The sequence below is a fragment of the Streptomyces griseoviridis genome (assembly GCF_005222485.1).
GTDB lineage: Bacteria > Actinomycetota > Actinomycetes > Streptomycetales > Streptomycetaceae > Streptomyces > Streptomyces hintoniae.
This window is the reverse complement of sequence record NZ_CP029078.1, coordinates 5,745,541-5,768,571: the sequence shown is the minus strand read 5'-3', so window position 1 is coordinate 5,768,571 and position 23,031 is coordinate 5,745,541. Positions and strand designations below refer to the sequence as shown.

19 protein-coding genes are annotated in these 23,031 nt (G+C 68.3%); 6 read left to right on the top strand and 13 right to left on the bottom strand.

Annotation, left to right across the window (positions count from 1 at the left end):
• Positions 1-134: 134 nt before the first annotated feature.
• From DDJ31_RS25025 to DDJ31_RS25015, 3 genes are all read right to left on the bottom strand, one after another.
• A complete protein-coding gene (locus tag DDJ31_RS25025; protein WP_127178128.1) occupies positions 135-533 on the bottom strand; it encodes a DUF6113 family protein in 399 nt (132 codons plus the stop codon).
• The gene (mshB, locus tag DDJ31_RS25020; RefSeq protein ID WP_127178129.1) at positions 530-1,396 is read right to left on the bottom strand and encodes an N-acetyl-1-D-myo-inositol-2-amino-2-deoxy-alpha-D-glucopyranoside deacetylase; all 867 of its coding nucleotides are present in this window, start codon (positions 1,394-1,396) and stop codon (positions 530-532) included. The genes DDJ31_RS25025 and mshB overlap by 4 nt, the downstream gene beginning before the upstream one ends.
• Before the next feature lie 167 nt (positions 1,397-1,563).
• Entirely contained in the window at positions 1,564-1,758 is a 195-nt protein-coding gene (locus DDJ31_RS25015; RefSeq protein ID WP_127178130.1) for a hypothetical protein, read from the bottom strand.
• Between the two features lie 177 nt (positions 1,759-1,935).
• On the opposite strand from DDJ31_RS25015, the gene DDJ31_RS25010 reads away from it, so the two are divergent.
• A complete protein-coding gene (locus tag DDJ31_RS25010) occupies positions 1,936-4,068 on the top strand; it encodes a S9 family peptidase (RefSeq protein ID WP_127178131.1) in 2,133 nt (710 codons plus the stop codon).
• Between the two features lie 128 nt (positions 4,069-4,196).
• Here DDJ31_RS25010 and DDJ31_RS25005 read toward each other — a convergent pair whose 3' ends face one another.
• The 5 genes from DDJ31_RS25005 to DDJ31_RS24985 are packed head-to-tail and all read right to left on the bottom strand — an operon-like array spanning position 4,197 to position 9,781.
• The gene (locus tag DDJ31_RS25005) at positions 4,197-5,270 is read right to left on the bottom strand and encodes an ABC transporter ATP-binding protein (protein ID WP_127178132.1); all 1,074 of its coding nucleotides are present in this window, start codon (positions 5,268-5,270) and stop codon (positions 4,197-4,199) included.
• A complete protein-coding gene (locus tag DDJ31_RS25000; RefSeq protein WP_127178133.1) occupies positions 5,263-6,237 on the bottom strand; it encodes an ABC transporter ATP-binding protein in 975 nt (324 codons plus the stop codon). The genes DDJ31_RS25005 and DDJ31_RS25000 overlap by 8 nt, the downstream gene beginning before the upstream one ends.
• Positions 6,238-6,246: 9 nt before the next feature.
• Positions 6,247-7,227, bottom strand: coding sequence for an ABC transporter permease (locus tag DDJ31_RS24995; RefSeq protein ID WP_127178134.1), 981 nt, complete (start codon positions 7,225-7,227; stop codon positions 6,247-6,249).
• Positions 7,220-8,143: an ABC transporter permease gene (locus DDJ31_RS24990; RefSeq protein WP_127178135.1), complete on the bottom strand. Its 924-nt coding sequence runs from the start codon at positions 8,141-8,143 to the stop codon at positions 7,220-7,222. Before DDJ31_RS24990 ends, DDJ31_RS24995 begins: the two co-directional genes overlap by 8 nt.
• A 6-nt stretch (positions 8,144-8,149) precedes the next feature.
• Positions 8,150-9,781: a peptide ABC transporter substrate-binding protein gene (locus DDJ31_RS24985; RefSeq protein WP_127178136.1), complete on the bottom strand. Its 1,632-nt coding sequence runs from the start codon at positions 9,779-9,781 to the stop codon at positions 8,150-8,152.
• A gap of 449 nt (positions 9,782-10,230) precedes the next feature.
• Between DDJ31_RS24985 and DDJ31_RS24980 the strand changes: the two genes are divergently transcribed.
• The 5 genes from DDJ31_RS24980 to DDJ31_RS24960 all read left to right on the top strand — a co-directional run bounded on the left by DDJ31_RS24980 (position 10,231) and on the right by DDJ31_RS24960 (position 16,362).
• A complete protein-coding gene (locus tag DDJ31_RS24980; protein WP_171480898.1) occupies positions 10,231-11,259 on the top strand; it encodes an ABC transporter permease in 1,029 nt (342 codons plus the stop codon).
• A 102-nt stretch (positions 11,260-11,361) separates the two neighbouring features.
• Positions 11,362-13,125: an ABC transporter substrate-binding protein gene (locus DDJ31_RS24975; protein WP_127178137.1), complete on the top strand. Its 1,764-nt coding sequence runs from the start codon at positions 11,362-11,364 to the stop codon at positions 13,123-13,125.
• A gap of 99 nt (positions 13,126-13,224) precedes the next feature.
• The gene (locus tag DDJ31_RS24970) at positions 13,225-14,205 is read left to right on the top strand and encodes an ABC transporter permease (RefSeq protein WP_127178138.1); all 981 of its coding nucleotides are present in this window, start codon (positions 13,225-13,227) and stop codon (positions 14,203-14,205) included.
• 46 nt (positions 14,206-14,251) lie between these two features.
• A complete protein-coding gene (locus tag DDJ31_RS24965; RefSeq protein ID WP_127178139.1) occupies positions 14,252-15,289 on the top strand; it encodes an ABC transporter ATP-binding protein in 1,038 nt (345 codons plus the stop codon).
• A gap of 26 nt (positions 15,290-15,315) precedes the next feature.
• Positions 15,316-16,362, top strand: a complete 1,047-nt coding sequence (locus DDJ31_RS24960) for an ABC transporter ATP-binding protein (protein ID WP_127178140.1) — start codon at positions 15,316-15,318, stop codon at positions 16,360-16,362.
• 184 nt (positions 16,363-16,546) lie between these two features.
• Here the strand turns inward: DDJ31_RS24960 and DDJ31_RS24955 are convergent, their stop codons facing one another.
• The 5 genes from DDJ31_RS24955 to DDJ31_RS24935 all read right to left on the bottom strand — a co-directional run bounded on the left by DDJ31_RS24955 (position 16,547) and on the right by DDJ31_RS24935 (position 22,792).
• A complete protein-coding gene (locus DDJ31_RS24955) occupies positions 16,547-17,692 on the bottom strand; it encodes an ABC transporter ATP-binding protein (RefSeq protein WP_127178141.1) in 1,146 nt (381 codons plus the stop codon).
• 11 nt (positions 17,693-17,703) lie between these two features.
• Positions 17,704-18,765: an ABC transporter ATP-binding protein gene (locus DDJ31_RS24950; protein ID WP_127178142.1), complete on the bottom strand. Its 1,062-nt coding sequence runs from the start codon at positions 18,763-18,765 to the stop codon at positions 17,704-17,706.
• Between the two features lie 14 nt (positions 18,766-18,779).
• Complete coding sequence (locus DDJ31_RS24945; RefSeq protein WP_127178143.1) at positions 18,780-19,760, bottom strand: ABC transporter permease; 981 nt, start codon at positions 19,758-19,760, stop codon at positions 18,780-18,782.
• 99 nt (positions 19,761-19,859) lie between these two features.
• Positions 19,860-21,653, bottom strand: a complete 1,794-nt coding sequence (locus DDJ31_RS24940; protein ID WP_164784898.1) for an ABC transporter substrate-binding protein — start codon at positions 21,651-21,653, stop codon at positions 19,860-19,862.
• Between the two features lie 101 nt (positions 21,654-21,754).
• Positions 21,755-22,792, bottom strand: coding sequence for an ABC transporter permease (locus tag DDJ31_RS24935; RefSeq protein WP_164784899.1), 1,038 nt, complete (start codon positions 22,790-22,792; stop codon positions 21,755-21,757).
• Positions 22,793-23,031 lie beyond the last annotated feature (239 nt).

Here is a 23,031-nt window from a genome sequence, read left to right as displayed (position 1 = left end):
ACGCGGGCAGCTCGGCGGCGCGCACCACCATACTGGCCACTTCTGACGCGTATCCCACGACCGATGGGGAAACCCACACCGGACTCGCACGCGCGCGCGGCGGCGAAGTGGTACGTCACTTCCCAAGTCGGGCGTCATCGACCGCTCGGTTGCCGCCCGAAACCAAAAGTGGCACAGATCACAGCGACGGCCATGCCGCCGAGGAGGAAGAGGTACGAGGTCCCGCCCGCGGCGAACACGAAGTCGCCCTCGGGCCGGTTGGTGGTGAGCAGGACGACGGCGACAATCCAGCCGACGGCGGGCGCGACCGCCCCGGCCCGGCCCCCGGTGGCCCGCGCGCCGCCGAGCAGCAGCCCGGCCTCGCCGGCCAGCGCGAGCAGCAGCCCGCCGGGGAACCAGCCCGCCTGCACCAGCGATCCGGCGGTCCCGACGACCGCGCCGAGCACGAGGAGGCCCGCGTAGGCGGCCGCGCGGCCGGGGGAGGGCGCCCTGAGCGGCTGGGCGAGCGGGGATCCGTGCCCCTGGCCGCTCATCGGGTCCCCTCCGTCGCGAGGCCGGCGAAGAGGTCGCTCTCGCGACCGCCCGGGGCCCTTTCGCCGCGCACCAGTTGGTAGTACTCGGTGGTGAACAGGGGTTGCGCCAGCGCGTTCGACAGCGCGAAGTACGCGCCGGTGAGCTTCAGTTGGGTGGCGTGCGCGCCCATGGCCGCCGCCTTGTCCCGCGCGTGCGCGGTGCCGTCGATCTCGGTGGTGACCAGCTCGTCGCCGACCACGCCCGGGAGGTCGTCGACGCGGGCGGCGGCGTCGAAGGGCAGCTCGGGCAGTTCCCGCTCCAGGCGGGCGAAGGCGGCCTCGACGACGGTGCGCGGGGCGCGGTTCCAGTAGACCTTGGGGACCTCCCAGCCCGCCGCCGCGGCCAGTTCGACGGCGCGGGTGGTGACCCGGTGGGCCTGGATGTGGTCGGGGTGGCCGTAGCCGCCGTCCGGGTCGTAGGTGACGACGACCTGCGGGCGGACCTCGAGGATCACCTCGACCAGGTGGGCGGCGGCCTCGTCGAGGTCGGCCTGCCAGAAGCAGTCCGGGTCGTCGTTGTCGGGGAGCCCCATCATCCCGGAGTCGCTGTAGCGGCCCGCGCCGCCGAGCTGCCGGAAGTCGTCGACGCCGAGGGCGGCCATGGCGGCGGTCAGCTCGCGCAGCCGGTACGCGCCGAGCGCGGGCCCGGTCAGGTGCCGCAGCTCGGGCGGGATGACCTCGCCGCGCTCGCCGAGGGTGCAGGTGACCAGCGTCACCCGCGCGCCCTCGGCCCGGTACCTGGCCATGGTCGCGCCGTTGTTGATGGATTCGTCGTCCGGGTGCGCGTGCACGAGGAGCAGACGCCGGGCGGGCAGTTCCGTCATGGGCCCAGCCTACGAGGCTCCCGAGGCAGGGCTGACCGCACGCCCCGCGCCCGCCCCCGGTCCGGCGCGCGGCCGGGCCCGGGGAGGGCGGAGGGAGTGGCGGGACGGGCCGGCCGGCGGGCCGGACTCCCGGCGGGCTGACGCCCGGAGTCCGGCCCACCGCCCGCTCAGAACTTGATGCTGCCGATCATGCCTGCGATGTTCGAGGTCAGGTTGCTGATCGTGGGCGCGATGGTGGACGAGGCGAGATAGAACCCCAGGAGCATGCAGACAACCGCATGCCCGGCTTTCAGTCCTGACTTCTTGACGAGCAGGAAGACGATGATCGCCAGCAGCACCGCCGCCGAAATCGAGAGTGCCACGGCAGCTCACCTCCAAAGATCCCAGAAGCTCGGGGGGTCGGACTAAGGGGGCACATAAATCCATACAGCAACCAGCAGATTCATACCCACTACGCGGTAGTGATCATAACTATCCACACGCGCGCATCGATCGGCGCACAGCCGCACAAGGGGGCGCATGGCCAATATGGTCGAGTCATGACGACGAGTCCAGACTCCTTCCCCCGCCGGTACGCCGGAACCCAGCGGTTCACGCTCGGCGCGCCCCGCGCGTTCACGGTCTCGCCCGACGGTTCCCGTGTGGTCTTCCTGCGCTCCGACTCCGGTACGGACAGGGCGAATTCACTGCGGGTGCTCGATGTCGCGGACGGCGGCGAGCGGGTGCTTGCCGACCCGCGCGCCCTGCTCGGCGGCGCCTCGGAGGACCTCTCGCGCGAGGAGCGGGCACGGCGCGAACGCAGCCGCGAGGGCGGCGCCGGCATCGTCGGCTACGCCACCGACGCGGCCGTCGAATCAGCGGCTTTCGCCTTGTCAGGGCGGCTTTTCCGAACCGACACCAGGACCGGCGAGACCCGTGAACTCCCGTCCGCGGGACCGGTGATCGACCCCAGGCCGTCCCCCGACGGACGGTTCGTCGCGTACGCGGCCGGGGGTGCGCTGCGGGTGGTGGGCGCCGACGGCACGGGTGAACGGGCCCTGGCCGAACCGGAGTCGGAGGAGGTCGGGTACGGGCTAGCGGAGTTCGTCGCGGCCGAGGAGATGGGCCGCTCGCGCGGGTTCTGGTGGGCGCCCGGATCGGACCGGCTGCTGGTCGCGCGGGTGGACGAGACGCCGGTGCGGCGCTGGTGGATCTCCGATCCGGCCCATCCCGACCGGGAGCCGCACCGGGTCGCCTACCCGGCGGCGGGAACCGACAACGCGGACGTCCGGCTGTCCGTGATCGGCCTCGACGGGACCCGTACGGAGGTGGTCTGGGACGCGGCGCGCTACCCGTATCTGGCGCGTGTGCACTGGTCGGAGGCGGGTGCCCCGCTGATTCTGGTGCAGGCGCGCGACCAGCGGTCGCAGCTGTTCCTCGCGGTCGACCCGGAGACCGGCGGGACCCGCCCCGTGCACGCGGACGAAGATCCAGTTTGGCTTGATCTTTTCCCTGGGGTGCCGTGCTGGAGCCCGTCGGGCCACCTGGTGCGGATCGCCGACGAGGGCGGCGCCCGGGTCCTCACCGTCGGCGAACGCCCGTTGACCGGACCGCAGTTGCACATCCGTTCGGTGCTGGCCGTGTCGGCACGGGAAGTGCTGGTCACGGCGTCGGCGGGCGAGGCGGCGGCGGAGCCGGAGACCGGCGAGGTGCACGTCTACCGGGTCAACGAGCTGGGGGTCGAGCGCCTCTCGCGGGAGCCGGGCGTGCACAGCGCGGTGCGGGCCGGGGAGGTGACGGTCCTGGTCTCCGCCTCCCTCGACCGCCCGGGTTCCCGCGCCCGGGTGCTGCGCGACGACCCGGACGGCAAGGGTCTCAAGGAGGTCGCCGTTGTCCGGTCGGACGCGGAGGATCCCGGTATGTCCCCGCGCGTGACCCTCACACAGGGGGGCGCACGGAAAATTCCGTGCGCCGTGCTTATGCCACGGGACTACGACGGGGACACTCTCCTGCCCGTGCTCATGGACCCCTACGGCGGCCCGCACGGCCAGCGGGTCACCTCGGCCCACAACGCGCACCTGACCTCGCAGTGGTTCGCGGACCAGGGTTTCGCGGTGGTCGTCGCCGACGGGAGGGGCACCCCCGGCCGCTCCCCCGCCTGGGAGAAGGCGGTCCGCGACGAGCTGGCCGCGGTGATGCTCCAGGACCAGGTGGACGCGCTCCAGGCGCTGGCGGGCGACTTCCCGCTCGACCTCTCCCGGGTGGCCGTCAGGGGCTGGTCCTTCGGCGGCTACCTCGCCGCCCTCGCCGTGCTGCGCCGCCCCGACGTCTTCCACGCGGCGGTGGTCGGCGCCCCGGTCACCGACCTGCGGCTGTACGACACCCACTACCAGGAGCGCTACCTCGGGCTGCCGGGCGAGCAGCCCGACGTCTACCGGCGCAACTCGCTGATCGACGACGCCGGCCTGGTGGACGCCGTCGCGCCGCACCGCCCGATGATGGTCATCCACGGCCTCGCCGACGACAACGTGGTGGTCGCCCACTCGCTCAGGCTCTCCTCGGCCCTGCTGGCGGCGGGGCGCCCGCACGAGGTGCTGCCGCTGTCCGGCGTGACCCACATGACACCGCAGGAGGAGGTCGCGGAGAACCTGCTCAGGCTCCAGCTGGACTTCCTGCGGCGGTCACTGGCATAACGTCACAAAAGCGCCCGAACGGCGTTAACACACAGGCAACTTCACGGAAGCCGTACCGATATACGGACGCGCGATCCTGTACAACGTACGGCCGTGCGGGTGCCGTGTACGGGCCGGGGTGCGCCATGTCACCCCGGCCCGTTGCCCGTTCCCCCGGCCGGCGGCTCCTGGCCCTCCTCCGGCGGGACCACCCGCTTCTCCTCCGCGAAGTGGCACGCGGAGTCGTGCGCCGCGGGACCGGGCAGCAGCCGGAACTCCGCGGGCACCGCCAGCTCGGGCACCTCAAGCGCGCACCGCTCCTGGGCCTTCCAGCAGCGGGTGCGGAACCGGCAGCCGGACGGCACGTTGGTCGGCGACGGCACGTCGCCCGCCAGGATGATCCGCTCCCGGCGCTCACGGGCCTCCGGGTCGGGCACCGGCACCGCGGACAGCAGCGCCTGGGTGTAGGGGTGGGTGGGGTGGTCGTAGATCTCGGCGTCCCGGCCGGTCTCCACGATCCGGCCGAGGTACATCACCCCGACCCGGTCCGAGATGTGCCGCACGATCGACAGGTCGTGGGCGATGAAGATGTACGACAGCTCGAACTCGCTCTGCAGCCGGGCCATCAGGTTGATCACCTGGGCCTGCACGGAGACGTCGAGCGCGGAGACCGGTTCGTCGGCCACGATGATCTCCGGGCGCAGCGCCAACCCCCTTGCGATGCCGATGCGTTGGCGCTGGCCGCCGGAGAACTGGTGCGGATACCGGTTGATGTACTCGGGGTTGAGGCCGACGACGTCGAGAAGGTCCTGGACCCGCCTCCTGCGGTCGCCCTTCGGGGCCACCTCGGGGTGGATGTCGTACGGCTCCCCGATGATGTCGCCCACCGTCATCCGGGGGTTGAGGGAGGTGTACGGGTCCTGGAAGACCATCTGGATGTTGCGTCTGACGGCCTTGAGGGCGCGGCCCGACAGCCTGCTGATGTCCTCGCCCTTGAAGATGATCGAACCGCCTGTCGGGCGTTCGAGGTTGACCAGCATCCGGGCCACCGTCGACTTGCCGCAGCCGGACTCGCCGACGATGCCTAGGGTCTCGCCGCGGTCGAGCGTGAAGTCGACGCCGTCGACGGCCTTCACCGCGCCGACCTGCTTCTTGAAGAGGATGCCCCGGGTGAGCGGGTAGTGCTTGACCAGCCCGCTGACCTCAAGAATCGGCTCAGCCATGCAGGCACTCCCTCCAGAAGTGGCAGGCGCTGACCCGGTCGTCCGAGACCTCGTAGAGCGGCGGGACGTCGGTGCGGCACACGTCCTGGGCCATCGGGCAGCGGGGGTTGAAGGCGCAGCCGGGCGGGATGTCCATGAGGTTGGGCGGCAGGCCCTTGATCGCGTAGAGCTCCCGGCCCTTCTGGTCGAGGCGAGGGATGGAGTCGAGCAGGCCCCGGGTGTAGGGGTGGGCGGGCGCCTTGTAGATGTCGCGGACCGGCGCCTGTTCGACGATCCGGCCCGCGTACATCACGGCGATCCGGTCGGCGACGTCGGCGACCACGCCGAGGTCGTGGGTGATGAGGATGAGCCCCATGTCGTACTCGCGCCGCAGCTCCGCGAGCAGGTCCATGACCTGGGCCTGGACGGTGACGTCGAGGGCGGTGGTCGGTTCGTCGGCGATGATCAGCGCGGGTTCGAGGGCGAGCGCCATCGCGATCATGATGCGCTGGCGCATGCCGCCGGAGAACTGGTGCGGGTACTGCTTGACCCGCTCCCGCGCGCCCGGGATGCGCACCCGGTCCATCAGCTCGACGGCCTTGGCGCGGGCGTCCTTGCGCGACATCCCGCGGTGCACGACGAACATCTCGCCGAGCTGGTCGCCCACGGAGAGCACCGGGTTGAGGGAGGAGAGGGCGTCCTGGAAGATCATCGCCATCTCGGCGCCGCGGACCTTGCGCCGCTCGTCCTCCTTGAGCTTCAGCAGGTCCCGGCCCTGGAAGAGGATCTCGCCGGCCGCGATCCGGCCGGGCGGCATGTCGAGGATGCCCATGATGGCCTGGGCGGTGACGGACTTCCCCGACCCCGACTCGCCGAGCACGGCGAGCGTCTCGCCCGCGTCCACGCCGTAGCTGACGCCGTTGACGGCCTTCGCGACACCGTCCCTGGTCCTGAACTCCACATGCAGGTCACGCACTTCGAGCAGCATGGCGGCGGCTCACCTCAGCTTCGGATCGAGGGCGTCGCGCACGGCGTCGCCGAGCATGATGAACGCGAGCACGGTGACGGCGAGCGCCCCGGCCGGCCAGAGCAGCATGTGCGGGGCGTTGCGGATGTAGGCGGAGGCGGACGAGATGTCGATGCCCCAGCTGACCGTCGGCGGTTTCAGACCGACGCCGAGGTAGGACAGGGTGGCCTCCAGGGAGATGAAGGTGCCCAGCGCGATGGTCGCCACGACGATCACGGGGGCGACGGCGTTGGGCGCGATGTGCCGCAGCAGCAGCCGGGAGTTGGAGGCGCCCAGGGCGCGGGCGGCCTGCACGTAGTCGTTCTGTTTGACGGTGATGACGGAGCCGCGGGCGATCCGGGAGATCTGCGGCCAGCCGAGCAGCACCATGAACCCGATGACCGGCCAGATGGTGTTGGTGACGACGACGGAGAGCAGCACGAGGCCGCCGAGGACCACCGGGATGGCGAAGAAGACGTCGGTGATGCGGGAGAGCACCGAGTCGCCCGCGCCGCCGAAGAACCCGGCGAGCCCGCCTAGCACCGAGCCGAGGACCGCCACCCCGAGGGTGGCGAGGACGCCGACCGAGACGGAGGTGCGGGCGCCGTAGACGGTGCGGGTGTAGACGTCGCAGCCCTGGCCGTCGAAGCCGAACGGGTGGCCTGGCTGGGATCCCTGCTGGGCCTTGGCGAGGTCGCAGTTGAGGGGGTTGCCCGAGGCGATCAGGGACGGCCAGAGGGAGATCACCACGAGGAAGACGATGAAGAGCGCCGAGATGATGAAGACGGGGTTGCGGCGCAGGTCGCGCCAGGCGTCCGACCAGAGCGAGCGCGGCTTGCCGCGCGGTCCGGTGCCCAGTGGGCCGCCCGGGGTCTTCTCCAGTGTCTGCGCCTCGCTGGCCGCGAGGTCCATCGCGCCGCCCGCGCCGGTGCCCGCGATGGCGCCGTCGGGCTCGTACGGCTGCTCAGGCATAGCGGATCCTCGGGTCGAGTACGGCGTAGAGGAGGTCGACGAGCAGGTTGGCCACCAGGAAGACGAGAACGAGGACGGTCACGAAGCCGACCACCGTCTGGGTGTTCTGGCGCAGGATGCCCTGGTAGAGCTGGTAGCCGACGCCGTGGATGTTGAAGATCCGCTCGGTGACGATCGCGCCGCCCATCAGGGCCCCGATGTCGGTGCCGATGAAGGTGACGACGGGGATCAGGGAGTTGCGCAGCAGGTGCCTGACGACCACCCGGCGGCGCGGCAGCCCTTTGGCGGTCGCGGTGCGGACGTAGTCGGAGCGCCGGTTCTCGGCGATGGAGGTGCGGGTGAGGCGGGTGACGTAGGCGAGCGAGACGGACGCGAGGACCAGTCCGGGCACGATCAGCTCGCCGAACTCGGCGTCAGGTGAGACCGAGGGTTTGATCCACCCCCACTCGACGCCGAGCAGCAGTTGCAGCAGCAGGCCGGTGACGAAGGTGGGGACGGAGATGACGACGAGGGTGAGCAGCAGCACGGAGGTGTCGACGGGCCGGCCGCGTCGCAGGCCGGTGATCACGCCCAGGGTGATGCCGATGACGATCTCGAAGAGGATCGCGACGATGGTCAGCCGGATGGTGACGGGGAACGCGGTGGCCATCAGCTCGGTGACCTTCTGCCCGTTGAACGCGGTGCCGAAGTCGCCGGTGAAGACGTTCCCCATGTAGGTCAGGTACTGCTGCCAGACGGGCTTGTCGAGGCCGAACTCCCTCTTGAGCTGGGCGGCCGTGGCCGGGTCGCACTGCTTGTCGCCGCAGAGCCCGGCGATGGGGTCGCCCATCACGTTCACCATCAGGAAGATCAGCAGTGTGGCTCCGATGAACACCGGGATCATCTGGAGCAGCCGCCGCAGGACGTAGCGTCCCATGGCGGGTCAGCTGACCTTGATCTCGTTGTAGACCGGGACACTGAACGGGTTGAGGGCGACGTTCGAGAGCCGGTTCGACCAGCCGGCGCTGCCGTTCTGGTACCAGAGCGGGATGGCGGCCATGTTGTCCCTGACGACCTTCTCGGCGTCCTGGAAGAGGCCGACGGCCTTGGCGGTGTCGGTCTCCCGGTTGGCCTGGTCGACCAGCTTGTCGAAGTCCTTGTTCGACCACTTGCCGTCGTTGGACGAGGCGTTGGTGTAGTAGAGCGGCTGGAGGAAGTTCTGGATGAGGGGGTAGTCCATCTGCCACCCCGCCCGGAACGGGCCGGTCATCTTCTTCTGGGTGATCTGGTTGCGGAAGTCGGCGAAGGTGCCGATGGGGTTGCCGACGCACGCCTTGTCGTTGCCGAGGGCGTTGTTGATGGAGTTGCACACGGCGTCCACCCACTCCTTGTGCGAGCCGGTGTCGGCGTTGTAGGAGATCTTGACCTGGCCACCGGGCAGCCCGCCGCCCTGCTGGACGAGCTTCTTGGCCTGGCCGGGGTCGTAGGAGCAGGCGGCGCCGCACAGGCTCTGGTCGAAGCCGCCCTCCTTGCCGAGCACGGGTGAGGTCCAGTCGGTGGCCGGGGTGCGGGTCTTCTGGAAGATCGTGTCGGTGATCTGCTTGCGGTTGATCGCCATGGACAGGCCCTGGCGGACCTTGTCGGAGCCGCTCTTGTTCCAGTTCTTGTCGTAGTACGGGAAGGCGAGCGTCTGGATGATGCCCGCGGGGGTGTTCAGATAGCGGTCGCCGAGGTCGCTCTTGACGTTCTTGAGCTGGGCGGCCGGTACGTCGTCGACCAGGTCGAGGTTGCCGGCCATGAGGTCGGTGTAGGCGGTGTTGTTGTCGGTGTAGACCTTGAGGTCGACGCCGCCGTTCTGCGCCTTGTCCGAGCCGGGGTAGCCGTCCCACGCGCGCAGGGACATCTGGGAGCCCTTGGCGTACGACTGCACCTGGTAGGGGCCGTTGCCGACCGGCTTCCCGATCCAGCCGGCGTGGTCGTCGTAGAACGCCTTGGGCAGCGGGGCGAAGGCCGCGTAGCCGAGGGTGTCGGGGAACGTCGAGAACTTCTGAGTGAGCTTGACGGTGAACGTCGTGTCGTCGACGACCTTGAGGCCGCTGAGGGTGTCGGCGCTCTGCTTGCCGCCGTCCTCGGGGTGGACCTTGTCGTAGCCGTCGATGTACCCGAAGAAGTAGGCGTTCTTCTGGTTGTTCTTGAGGCTGGCGCCGTAGTTCCAGGCGTTGACGAAGGAGGCGGCGGTGACGGGCTCGCCGTTGCTGAACTTCCAGCCCTTCTTGATCGTGATCTTGAAGTTCTGCGAGTCGGAGGTGTCGATGCTCTGGGCGAGCATGTCCTCGGCGGCGCCGGTCTTGGGGTTGTAGCGCTTCAGGCCCCGGAAGATCATGTCGAGGACCTTGCCGCCCTGCACCTCGTTGGTGTTGGCCGGCTCCAGCGGGTTCTGCGGGTCGCCCCAGGACGAGCTGAGGACTCCGCTGCCACCGCCGCCGTTGCCGCCGCCCCCGCCTCCGCAGGCCGTTGCGGCGAGTGCGACCGCAACGGTGCAAGCGGCCCATTTGGCGTGCGTGGCTCCGCGCATGGAGTGCCTCCTCATGAGTGCCGATCCGTTACCGGCAAATATCGACTCAAAAGGAACGCATCGCACACCCGCCCCACCCATTCGGGGGGCGGACACCCGGACGGCGGAGGGGTGTGAGAGATCTTGTCCAGCCCGCGCAATGGATCTTCACCATCTGTTGCCGAACCGTTGGAGAGCGACCACCGGATGTACGCATTTCGACACCTTGGAGTCCGCATATCGAACTCGTTGCCCGTTTCGCGTGATTTGCCGGATTAAGGACACGGATCAGTTACGAAACGCTACGCGCGTAGCTACAAGTCAGTAAAGTAAACGCAAAGAAAGTAAAGAGAAACCCAAGGGAACCGAGATTTTATTGACCTTGAACGAATTGCGTTGAAAAAGTCCGGCGTAGCCCGTAGGGGAGCGCCCTGCGGACACATCAGTCCCTCCCTTGGGCCAGGAGCATCATGACCCCCCCAACTCCATCAGCGGCCGCCCCGCTCGAGCTGACCGACGAGAGCGTCGAGAAGTCGACCACTTCTCCCTCTCCGAAGGGCAACGAGAGCAGGTCTCCCGGACGACTGGCATGGAACCGCTTCAAGCGGGACCGCACGGGCGTCATATCGGCGTGCATCGTGGTCTTCTTCTTCGCGATCGCGCTCGCCGCGCCGCTCATAGCCAAGGTGTACGGCAAAGACCCGTACACGACCTACGCCAGCCAGCGCCCGGAGCTGCTGAACGCCTTCGCCTACCCGGCGGGCCCGAACGGCGGCATGAGCTCGGAGTTCTGGTTCGGCATCGAGCCGCAGCTCGGCCGTGACGTCTTCACCTTCCTGCTCTACGGCATCCGCACCTCGCTGGGCATCGCCGTCGCCGCCACCCTGCTGACCACGCTCCTGGGCGTGGTCGTCGGCGTGACCGCCGGCTACCTGGGCGGCAGGACGGACTACTTCGTCGGACGGGTCATCGACATCCTGCTGTCGTTCCCCTCCACGCTGTTCTTCATCGCCTTCATGCCGGTCATCTACGGCCTCTTCGTCGCCGCCGACGACAACATCCCGACCTCGCTGCGGGCCGGCGCCCTGATCGTCGTGCTCTCCGCCTTCGGCTGGGCCTCCATCGCCCGGCTGCTGCGCGGCCAGGTGCTGGGTCTGCGCGAGCGCGAGTTCGTCGAGGCGGCCAAGGTCACGGGCGCCTCGCCCAAGCGCATCGTCTTCAAGGAGCTGCTGCCCAACCTGTGGACGCCGATCATCATCCAGTCCACGTTGATGCTCCCGGCCTATGTGACGGCCGAGGCGGGTCTCGCCTTCCTCGGCGTCGGCATCATCGACCCGACCCCGGACTGGGGCGTCATGATCCAGCGCGGTGCGCAGTTCTACACCGAGGACTTCACCTTCATGCTCTTCCCGGGCCTCGCGATGGTGATCTTCGTGCTGGCCTTCAACCTGCTCGGCGACTCGGTACGAGACGCCCTCGACCCGAAGTCCAAGCGCTAGCCACTCAGTTGAACCCGGTCCGGTCCAACGACGCCCGGCTGGTCCCGTCCGCCCCGATCGACCTCACCCGGTCCTAGATCGAACTCAATAGGCAGGCTCTCCATGTCCTTTTCCCGCAGAAACTTCATGATCGCGACCGGCGTCGTCGCCGCGTCGTCCACCGTGCTGACGGCGTGCGGCGGCAGCGGTGGCGGCGGCAGCTCGTCGGGCGGCGACGCCCCGAAGGTCACCGGCTCCAAGACCATGGACATCCCGGTGGGCACCAAGGCCGACTCCACGGGGCCGGCCCCCGAGGTCGCGGGCGCCACCAAGGGCGGGACGATCTACTCCCTCGAGCAGTTCGACATGGACCACCTGGACCCGGCGCAGATCTACGTCTCCACCGAGGGCGCGATCACCGTTCCGATCATGCGCGGTCTGACCGGCTACAAGATCGACGAGAAGGGCGGCGTCACCCTGGTCGGCGACGCGGCCACCGACGCCGGCACCTCCAAGGACGGCGGCAAGACCTGGTCCTTCACCCTGAAGGACGGCCTGAAGTGGGAGGACGGCTCGGACGTCACCATCGACGACGTCCGCCACACCTTCGAGCGGCTCTTCGCGTCCTTCATCACCGAGGGCCCGCGCTACGTCCAGCAGTGGCTGGTGGGCGGCGACAAGTACAAGGGCCCCTACGACGGCAAGTCGCTCTCGTCGGTCGAGGTGGACGGCAAGACCGTCACCTTCCGTCTGAACGAGCCCCGCGGTGACTTCAACTACACGCTCGCGATGCGTGGTTACGCCCTGGTGCCGAAGAAGCACGACACCAAGGAGAAGTACGACAAGCGTCCGTTCTCCTGCGGTCCTTACAAGATCGAGAGCCGTTCCATCGGCAAGTCGCTGACCTACTCGCGCAACGCGCACTGGGACCCGAAGACCGACTCGATCCGCAACAACTACCCGGACAAGTACGTCTTCGAGTTCGGCTTCCAGCCGCTGGCCGCCACCGACCGCTACATCGCGGACAAGGGCAACGACCAGTACGCCGTGCCGATCTTCAACGAGGTCGCCGCCGAGCGCATAGCGCAGGTGCTCACCAACGCGACGCTGAAGAAGCGCGTCCTCACCCAGGTCGACACGGTCACCTACTACTGGCCGATCAACACCACCCGCATCACGGACGTCAAGGTCCGTCAGGCGATCAACTGGGCCTGGCCGCACCAGCAGCTCCAGACGATCCGCGGCGGCGCCTCCACCAGCGAGATCGCCACCACGATCCTCAGCCCGGTGACGCCCGGTTACGAGAAGTTCGACCTCTACGGCACCACCAAGAAGCCCGGCGGCGACCCCGTCAAGGCGAAGGCGCTGCTGAAGGAGGCCGGCAAGGTCGGCCAGAAGCTGGTCATCGCGTACCAGCAGTCGGACAACGCGGTGAAGCAGGCCGTCGCGATCAAGAACGCCCTTGAGGCGGCCGGCTTCACGGTCGTCAACAAGCAGATCGACAAGTCGACCTTCTACACCCAGATCGGCAAGATCGACAACGACTACGACCTCTTCGCGGCGGGCTGGAGCCCGGACTGGCCGAACGGCTACTCCGTCTTCTACCCCTGCTGGAGCGGCGAGAACATCGGCGACGGCCGCAGCAACTACGCCCAGCTCGACGACACCAGCGTCAACAAGGCGATCAACACCGCCGCCACCCTCACCGACAGCGAGAAGGCCAACAAGGCCTGGGGTGCCGTCGACCGCCAGATCATGGAGCTGGCGCCGGTCGTGCCCGACTACCACTCGATCCGCAACTGGATGTACGGATCCAAGGTCGGCAACGTCGTGTACGACGCCGGCAACACCTGCGTGGCCCTCTGCAAGGTGTACGTCAAGAAGTAACGGCGCCGGACTCACGGGGGCGGCCACCCACCCTGTGGCCGCCCCCACGGCCCACCCCCTCCACCCCGGCGACGGCGCCCCGTCCGAAAGTCACGCCCCATGCCCCGCTTCCTCGCTCGCCGCGTTCTCGGCGCGCTGGTCATCCTGCTGATCATCAGCGCCATCACCTTCTGGCTCTTCTACGCCATCCCGCGTGACCCCGCCATGATGTCCTGCGGCAAGAACTGCACGCCCGAGAACCTCGCTCAGATCCGCCGCAACCTGGGCATCGACGAGCCGATCACGTTCCAGTACTGGCACTGGCTCGTGGGCGTCTTCGCGGGCCGCGACTACGGGGGCTACGGCTACTGCGACGCGCCGTGCCTCGGGTACTCCTTCGCCAACCGCGAGCCGGTCTTCGGCACGATCATGGACCGGCTGCCCCTCACCCTGTCGCTGGCGTTCGGCGCGGCGATCGTCTTCCTGATCTTCGGCATCGGCGCCGGCATGATCGCGGCCGTCAAGCAGGGCAAGCCCCTGGACAAGATCGCCAGCTCGGTCTCGCTGCTCGGCTCCTCCCTCCAGATCTACTTCGTCGGCTACATCGCGATGTACTTCCTGGTCGCCAAGATCGGACTGCTGAGCCAGCCGTCCTACACGCCGCTCACCGACAACCCGGCCGCCTGGTTCTCGGGCCTGCTGCTGCCGTGGCTGGTGCTGTCGATCATCTTCACCGCCAACTACACCCGTATGACGCGTTCCCAACTGGTGGAGCAGCTCAGCGAGGACTACGTGCGCACCGCGCGGGCCAAGGGCCTGTCCCAGTGGAACGTCTTCTTCCGCTTCGCCTGGCGCGGCGCCATGGGCCCCATCGTCACGGTGTTCGGCATCGACCTGGGCACGCTGATCGGCGGCGCGATCATCACCGAGTCGGTCTTCAGCCTCCAGGGCATCGGACGGCTCGCCGTCCAGTCGGTGGACCAGAGCGACCTGCCGATGCTGCTGGGCGTGACCCTGCTGTCGGCGGGCGCGATCGTCTTCTTCAACATCATCGTCGACGCCGTCTACGCCCTCATCGACCCGCGGATCCGGCTCGCCTGACCTCCGCCCGCCCCCTACCTCTCGCATCACCCCCAGGAGCGTCCCCGTGACGAGCACCGAGCAGCAGCCCTTCCTCTCCGTCAGGGATCTGAAGGTCCATTTCTCCACCGAGGACGGCATCGTCAAGGCCGTCGACGGGCTCAGCTTCGACCTCGCCAAGGGTCAGACGCTGGGCATCGTCGGCGAGTCGGGCTCCGGCAAGTCCGTCACCAACCTGACGATCCTGGGCCTGCACGACCGGCACAGGACCGCGATCGACGGGGAGATCCTGCTCGACGGCACGGATCTGCTGACCTCGTCGGAGCGGCAGCTGGAGAAGCTCCGCGGCAACAAGATGGCGATGATCTTCCAGGACGCCCTGGCCTCGCTGTCGCCGTACCACACGGTCGGCACTCAGATCAGCGAGGTGTTCCGCAAGCACACCGGCGCCTCGAAGCGGGAGTCGAGGGCGCGCGCCATCGAGATGCTCAGGCGGGTCGGCATCCCGCAGCCCGAGACCCGGGTGGACGAGTACCCGCACCAGTTCTCCGGCGGTATGCGCCAGCGCGCGATGATCGCCATGGCGCTGGTCTGCGACCCCGAGCTGCTGATCGCCGACGAGCCGACCACCGCGCTCGACGTGACCGTCCAGGCCCAGATCATGGACCTGCTCAAGGACCTCCAGCAGGAGTTCGGCACGGCGATCGTCTTCATCACCCACGACCTCGGTGTCATCGCCGACATCGCGGACGACGTGCTGGTGATGTATGGCGGCCGGTGCGTGGAGCGCGGCACCAAGCGTGAGGTGCTGAGCACCCCGCAGCACCCCTACACGCTGGGGCTGCTCAGCTCGATGCCGAGCCTGGAGGGGTCGGTGGACGTGCCGCTCAACCCGATCCCGGGGTCGCCGCCCTCGCTGCTCAACCCGCCGTCGGGCTGCCGCTTCCACCCGCGCTGCGCCTTCGCCGAGAAGGTGCCGAACGGGCTCTGCTCGACCGAGCGGCCGGCCCTCGACGTGGTGGACGGCCGCGGATCGGCCTGCCACCTCCCGCTGGCCCAGCGCGAGGAGTTCTTCGCCGACTTCGCCGGCTCCCGGCACCACTGACGCAGAAGAGACGGGACTTCACCCCCATGAGCACCACCACCCCCCTCCTGGACGTCTCCGGGCTGACCAAACACTTCCCGATCAAGGGCGGCTTCGCGATCCGGCGCACGGTCGGCGCGGTCCAGGCCGTCGACGGCCTGGACTTCCAGGTCGGCGAGGGCGAGAGCCTGGGCCTGGTCGGCGAGTCCGGCTGCGGCAAGTCCACCACCGGACGGCTCATCACCCGGCTCCTCGAACCGACCGCGGGCCGGATCACCTACCGGGGCCAGGACATCACCCACGCCTCGCGCACCAAGCTGGCGCCGGTCCGCTCCGAGATCCAGATGATCTTCCAGGACCCGTACGCGTCCCTGAACCCCCGCCAGACGGTCGGCAAGATCATCTCGGGCCCGATGGAGATCAACGGCATCAACCCGCCCGGCGGCCACGAGACACGGGTCCGCGAGTTGCTGGAGATCGTGGGTCTCAACCCCGAGCACTACAACCGGTTCCCGCACGAGTTCTCCGGCGGCCAGCGCCAACGCATCGGTGTCGCGCGGGCGTTGGCTCTCGAACCGAAGCTGATCGTGGCCGACGAGCCGGTCTCCGCGCTCGACGTCTCCATCCAGGCGCAGGTCGTCAACCTGCTCCAGAAGGTGCAGCGCGAACTCGGCATCGCCTTCCTCTTCATCGCCCACGACCTCGCGATCGTGCGGCACTTCTCGCAGCGCGTCGCCGTGATGTACCTCGGCAAGATCGTGGAGATCGCCGACCGCGACGAGCTGTACGGCAACCCGCGCCACCCGTACACCCGGGCGCTGCTGTCCGCGGTGCCCGAGGCGACGGTGGACGAGACGCCGCGCGAGCGCATCCGGCTGGTCGGCGACGTGCCGTCCCCGATCAACCCGCCCAGCGGCTGCCGGTTCCGCACCCGCTGCTGGAAGGCGACGGAGAAGTGCGCGACGGAGGCTCCCCCGCTGGTGCAGGTGGAGGGGAACAAGCCCGGCCACCTGACGGCCTGCCACTATCCTGAGACGCACGAGGCCACGGTGCCTGCCACCGCCCTCGCCAAGGACCCCGGGGCAGCGGCCTGACAACACCCCTTTCCGTCAGCCGCGGCCCCACGGGGAACCGACTTTCACGGCCCATTGACCCGAGCCCACGATCGTCCGGTTCCCGGGGACGAGAAGGCCCGCGCCTCCCCAGGCGCGGGCCTTCTTCGTACGGCGGACCAGCGGGGCGGGGCGCCTCGGAGGCGGCCCCGCTCCCCCGTCCCGCTCACTTCGCGGGGTCGTCCGGACGCTCCGTCGCCACGTCCTCGAGGGCCGCGAGCGCCGGGTCGAGGACGATGTCCTCCGCGCGGCCCTCGATCGTCGGCTCCTCCGGGAAGTGGCAGGCTGTCAGATGGCCCTCGCGGTTGCCGGAGATCTGGACGAGCGGGGGCTCCTCGGTGGCGCACTTCTCCGTCGCCTTCCAGCAGCGGGTGCGGAACCGGCAGCCGGTGGGCGGGTTGATCGGGGACGGCACGTCACCGGCCAGCCGGATGCGCTCACGGCCGCCGGCCCGGTTCTCGTCGAGGCTGACCTCGGGGACCGCGGAGAGCAGGGCGTGGGTGTACGGGTGCCGGGGGCGGGTGTAGATGGAGTCGCGGTCGCCGACCTCGATGATCTTCCCGAGGTACATCACCGCGACGCGCTGCGAGAAGTGGCGTACCACCGCGAGGTCGTGGGCGATGAAGAGGAAGGCGATGCCGAGTTCGCGCTGCACCTTCTGGAGCAGGTTGACGACCTGCGCCTGGATGGAGACGTCGAGCGCGGAGACCGGTTCGTCGGCCACGATCAGCTTCGGTTCGAGGGCCAACGCCCGCGCGACACCGATGCGTTGGCGCTGACCGCCGGAGAACTCGTGCGGGAACCGGTTGTAGTGCTCGGGGTTGAGACCCACGATCTCCAGGAGTTCCCGCACCCGCGTCTCACGGCCGCCGGGCGGGTTGATCCCGTTGATCTCCATCGGACCGGAGATGATCTTGCCGACCGTCTGCCTCGGGTTGAGCGAGGAGTAGGGGTCCTGGAAGATCATCTGGATCTCGGAGCGGACCGGCGCCAACTGCCTGCGGGACGCGTGGGTGATGTCCTGGCCCCGGTAGGAGATGGTCCCCGCGGTCGGCTCCATGAGGCGGGTGATGAGCCGTCCGGTGGTGGACTTGCCGCAGCCGGACTCGCCGACCAGGCCGAAGCTCTCCCCGACGTGCACGGTCAGGTCGAGGCCGTCGACGGCCTGGACCGCGCCGACCGTGCGCCGGATCGGGAAGCCCCCTTTGACCGGGAAGTGCTTCTTCAGTCCGGCGACGGTCAGCAGCGGCTCCGCGGCGGGCGCCGGGGCGTCGTCGTCACGCGGAGCGGGAAGGACGAGGTCCTCTGTCATGACGGTTTCTCCTAGCCCAGGCCGGGCTTGATCTCTTCGGCGTAGATGGTCCGTTTCTGATCCGCCGTCAAGTGGCAGGCGGAGGAGCGGCCCTGGCCAAGGAGCGGGATGTCGTCGGCGCAGCGGCTGCCGCCGACCCGGTCCTGGAAGGTGCAGCGGGGGTGGAAACGGCAGCCGGACGGCGGGCTCAGCAGCGACGGCGGGGTGCCTGGGATCGGCTCCAGCGGCAGGCTGAGGTCGGAGTCCAGCCGGGGCATCGAGTTCAGCAGGCCCCAGGTGTAGGGGTGTTGGGCAGAGCGCAGGACCTCGTCGACCGTGCCGCGCTCCACCGCGCGCCCGGCGTACATCACCATGATGTCGTCGGCCATGTCGGCGATGACACCGAGGTCGTGGGTGATGAAGACGATCGCCGAGCCGAACTCCTGCTGGAGGTCCTTGAGCAGGTCGAGGATCTGCGCCTGGACGGTGACGTCGAGCGCCGTGGTGGGTTCGTCGGCGATCAGCAGGTCGGGGTCGCAGACCAGCGCCATGGCGATCATCGCGCGCTGGCGCATACCGCCGGAGAACTGGTGCGGGTAGTCCTTCGCCCGTTCCTTCGGGTTGGGGATGCCGACCTTCTCCAGCATGTCGACCGCGCGCTGCCACGCCTCCTTCTTGGAGGCGCCGGTGTGCTTCTGGAACGGTTCGGCGATCTGCCGGCCCACGGTGTAGAAGGGCGAGAGCGCGGTCAGCGGATCCTGGAAGATCATCGCCATCCGGTTGCCGCGGAGCCGCTCCAACTCCTTCTCGGGAGTGGTGATCAGCTCCTTGCCGTCGAGCAGGATCTCGCCGTCGACCGTGGTGGTCCGCGGGTTGTGCAGGCCGAGGATCGTCAGGTTGGTGACCGACTTGCCCGAGCCGGATTCGCCGACGATGCCGAGGGTGGAGCCGCGCTGGACGTCGAAGGAGAGTCCGTCGACCGCCTTCACCGGGCCGTCCTCGGTGGCGAAGGTCACCTGGAGATCGCGGACCGAGAGGAAGGTCTCCGGTCCGGTCGGGACGGGCTCGCCCTCGATCTTGGTCAGTGTGGTCACTGTGGTGGATCTTCCTAGGAGAGCCGGACACGCGGGTCGATGAAGGCGTACGCGATGTCGGTGAGGATGTTGATGAAGAGGATGAAGAAGGCGCCGAACAGCATCACGCCCATCGTCAACGGCAGGTCCTTCGTCGTCGCGCCGGAGACCGCGAGCTGGCCGATCCCCTGGAGGGAGAAGGTCAGTTCGGTGACGACCGCGCCGCCGAGCATGGAGCTGATGTCGATGCCGAGGACCGTCACGATCGGGATCAGCGAACCGCGCCAGGCGTAGCGGAAGAAGACGTACTGGTTGGACATGCCCTTGGCGCGCGCGGTGCGGACCTGGTCCTCCGCGAGCTGTTCGATCATCGACGAGCGCGCCATACGGGTGTACTGCGCGGTGAAGATGGTCGCCATCACGCAGACCGGGATGGACATGCCGATGAACCAGCCGACCGGGTCCTCGCTGATCGGGACGTACTTGGGGTCCTCCATCCAGCCGGTGCTGTAGACGAGGACGGTCAGCACGATCGGGCCGAGGAAGTAGATCTGGAAGGAGCTGAGGACCATGGAGGCGCCGGTGGCTATCTTGTCGACCATGGTCGCCTGCCGGTAGGCGGCGAGCATGCCCGCGCCGACGCCGACGACGAGGAGGAAGACGATCGCTCCGCCGACGGTGAGCGTCATGGTCACCGGGAAGCGGTCCATGATGGTGGCCCACACCATGTCACCGGAGTAGAACGACTGGCCGAGGCAGGGCGCGGGGCAGTGGCCGGTGGGGAAGTCCCGGCCCGTCACGATGCCGGACATGAAGTCCCAGAACTGCTGGGCGATCGGCAGGTTGAGCCCGAGCGCCTCCCGGATGTCCGCCAGTCGCTGCGGCGAACAGTCCTTGCCGCACGCGAGCGAGGCGTAGTCGGAGGGCGCGGCGACGAACAGGAAGAACGTGGCCGCTCCGATGAGGAAGAGCGTGACGACGGCACCTAGTACGCGCCGGATGATGAACTGAAGCATGGCGGGCAGGCTGCTCTCTGCGGTGACAGTGAAAGGACTTCATCCCGACGCGGGGGCCCGCTCCGCCTGGTGCGGGCCCCCGCCATCAGCCGGGGAGCGCTACGGCTTCACGTACAGGCGGGTCATGTCGATGAGGCTCGACACCGAGCTGTACCGGGCGCCGCCGACCTGCGAGCCGAACAGCTGGAAGGACTTCGTGTACCACAGCGGGGCCGCCGGGATGACGTTCTCCAGCAGGTAGTGCTGGGCTTCCTTCCAGGTCGCCGCCGCCTCGGTGGGCTCCTGGGTCAGCGCCTTCTTGATCAGGGCGTCGACCTTCGGGTCCTTGACGTGGGCGTAGTTGGAGCCGCCGTCGGTGACCTGGCTGCCGTCGTAGATGGGCGTGATGACGGTGCCCGGCGACGGCCAGTCCTGGCCCCAGCCGGTGATGTAGATGTCGTACGGGTTGCTGAGCTTGCCGATCTGCTCGTAGTAGCTGGCGGAGTCGATCTCCTTGGCGACCACCTTCAGACCGACCTTGGAGAGGGCGTCCTCGATGGCGACCTTGCGCTTCTGTCCGGCCTCGGTGCTGCCGTACGCGAAGACGAGGGTCTTCTCCGAGTCAGGGACGTCCTTGAGTATCTCCTTGGCCTTGGCGATGTTGCCCTGGGGCGTCTTCAGCCGGCCGTAGGGGTCGTACTTCTCCTCGTAGCCGGGCAGGGTCGGCGCGAAGTAGTTCGGGGCCACGTCTCCGCCGTAGACGCCTCCCTCACCGGCGATGAGGGACTTGGAGTTGACGGCGTAGGTGACGGCCTCGCGGATCTTCTTGTCCTTGACCCGGTCGAGGTTGAAGCTGAGCTGCATGACGTAGGGCTGGTAGCCCTTGACGGTGCGCTTGTTGACCTCGGGGTTGCTGACGACGTCCTGGATCTGGGTCGCCTCGACACCGCCGGTGAACTGGATGGCGGTCTTGTTGCTGCCCTGGTCGGCGATCAGGCGCTTGGTCTGGGTGGACTCCGTGACGCCGAACTGGAAGTCGAAGCCGTCCACGTACTGGTGGCGGACCGGGTCGGTCTTCGCGTCCCAGTTGGTGTTCTTGACCAGCTTGACGGACTTGCCCGCCTTGTTCTCGGCGATCTTGTAGGGCCCGGTGGCGACCGGGGCCTTGTCGTACTTCTCCTTGGTGTCGGTCTTCTTCGGCACGATCGCGTAGCCCGCCATGGCGAGCGTCTGCGGCAGGTCGGGGCGCGGGCTGTCGAAGTGCAGGACGACGGTCTTGTCGTCGGGGGTGTCGAGGACCGAGTCGGGCAGGTGCTTGGAGCCGAAGCCGCCGTCGGGCAGCGCCTTGCGGTAGTCGGGGCCGCTCAGCCAGGACTGGAGGTAGGTCGGGCCGTCGAAGATGAACTTCGCGTAGAGGCGCTCGATGGTGTGGCGCACGTCGGCCGAGGTGATGGCGTTGCCGTTCTGGTCCTTGACGCCGTCTCTCAGCGTGTAGGTCCAGGTCTTGCCGCCGTCGGAGGACTTGCCCGAGTCGGTGGCGAGGTCGCCGACGACCGAGACGTTGCCCTTGTCGTCCTCGGAGAACTGGGTGAGGCGGCGGAACAGCAGGTTGGCGACCTGGCCGGCGTCGGAGACGTAGATCTGGCCCGGGTCCAGGTGCGAGATGCCCGCCTCCTGGTAGACGGTGATCGTGCCGCCGCTCTTGGCGCCGGCCAGCTCCTTGGCCGGTCCCGCCGAGGCGGTCTCGTCCCCGTAGGTGACCGCCTTGGACTGGACCGCCGCCTCCTTCTGGTCCTTCTTGGAGTTCGTGTTCGACTTGCCGCCCTCGTTCTTGGAGCAGGCCGTGAGAACGAGAGAGCCCGCCGCGAAGGCGATCACGACGGCGCGAGCCGTGCGTGCGCGTTGAGACATCATGAGGCTGATCCACCTACCTGTCGGTTGTTATCCATGAGTACTGCCAGTCGCTGGCCGGCGGGCCGAGCGGGGGCGGCAGTCACCCCCCACCAATGGACTTGCTATCGACCGGACTTGGGGTCGAAGGCGTCCCGTACGGAGTCTCCGAGGAGATTGAAGGCGAGCACGAAGAGGACCAGCGCCACGCCGGGGAAGAACATGAACGCCGGGTCCTGCTCGGCGTACTGGGCTCCGGCGGCGAACAGACGTCCCCAGTCGGGGGTCGGTTCGACGAAGCCGACTCCGGCGAAGGAGAGGAAGGCGATGGTGAGGATGGTGCTGGGCAGTTGGTACGTGAACTGCACGAGGATGGGCGTCACGACGTTGGGCAGGATCTCCTTGCGGACGATCCGCCACGGTGAGGCACCGGACACCTTCGCGGCCTCGACGAACTCCCGCTCCCGCAGGGAGAGCACGGTGGAGCGCACCAGACGCGCCATGCCCATCCAGCCCAGCAGCCACAGCACGATCAGCATGGCCAGGGCGCGGAAGTAGGTCGGCGTCTCCTCGCGGGGATCCACGAAGAACGACGTCACCACGGGCATGAAGGCGATGAAGAACAGCTGCGACGGGAAGGAGAGGAAGAAGTCGGTGACGCGGCCGACCCAGTAGTCCGTGCGGCCGCCGAAGTAGCCCCCGATCAGGCCGATGATCACGCCGGTGACCATGACGAGCACCGTGATGCCCAGGGCCATGTACAGCGAGGTCCGCATGCCGTACATCAGCATGGCGAACAGGTCGCGCCCGTACTGCGGTTCGACACCGAACCAGTGGTCGCCCGAGACCCCGCCGAGGTAGCCGAGGGGAAGGCCGAAGTCGTCGAGGATCGGCTGGTCGGCGTAGGTCGGGTCCTGGCCGTACAGCGTGTACGGGTCGGTGCCGGCCAACTTGACCAGCAGCGGGGCGAGCAGCGCGACGACGAAGTAGCCGATCACGATCACGGCGCACACGACACCCGTGCGGTCCCGCTTGAAGCGGATCCACATCAACTGGCCGGGAGAGCGGCCTTCGTGCTTGGCCTCGGACTTCGCCTTCGGCTCTGGTTCGCCGTCGACGACCACCGAAGTCCCACTGCCCTCAATGTCGATAGGACTTGTCACTATTGGTCCGTTTCACAGAAATGATTGCCGAGTGGCGTCCGAATGCTCTGGAGCACGCGAATCCGCAGTCGGACGCGCGTAGGCGAGCCGCCGCACTGAGCGGTCGGCGGACGCTTCAGAGTTGGCCGTAGGGCAGACACTCACAGCTGTGCAGGACGGACCTCACGAAGGGGATCCACTTGGTGCTCGTGACACCGCGCATGGGTGTTCCTCCTATGACTTCACGTACCCACCACTGA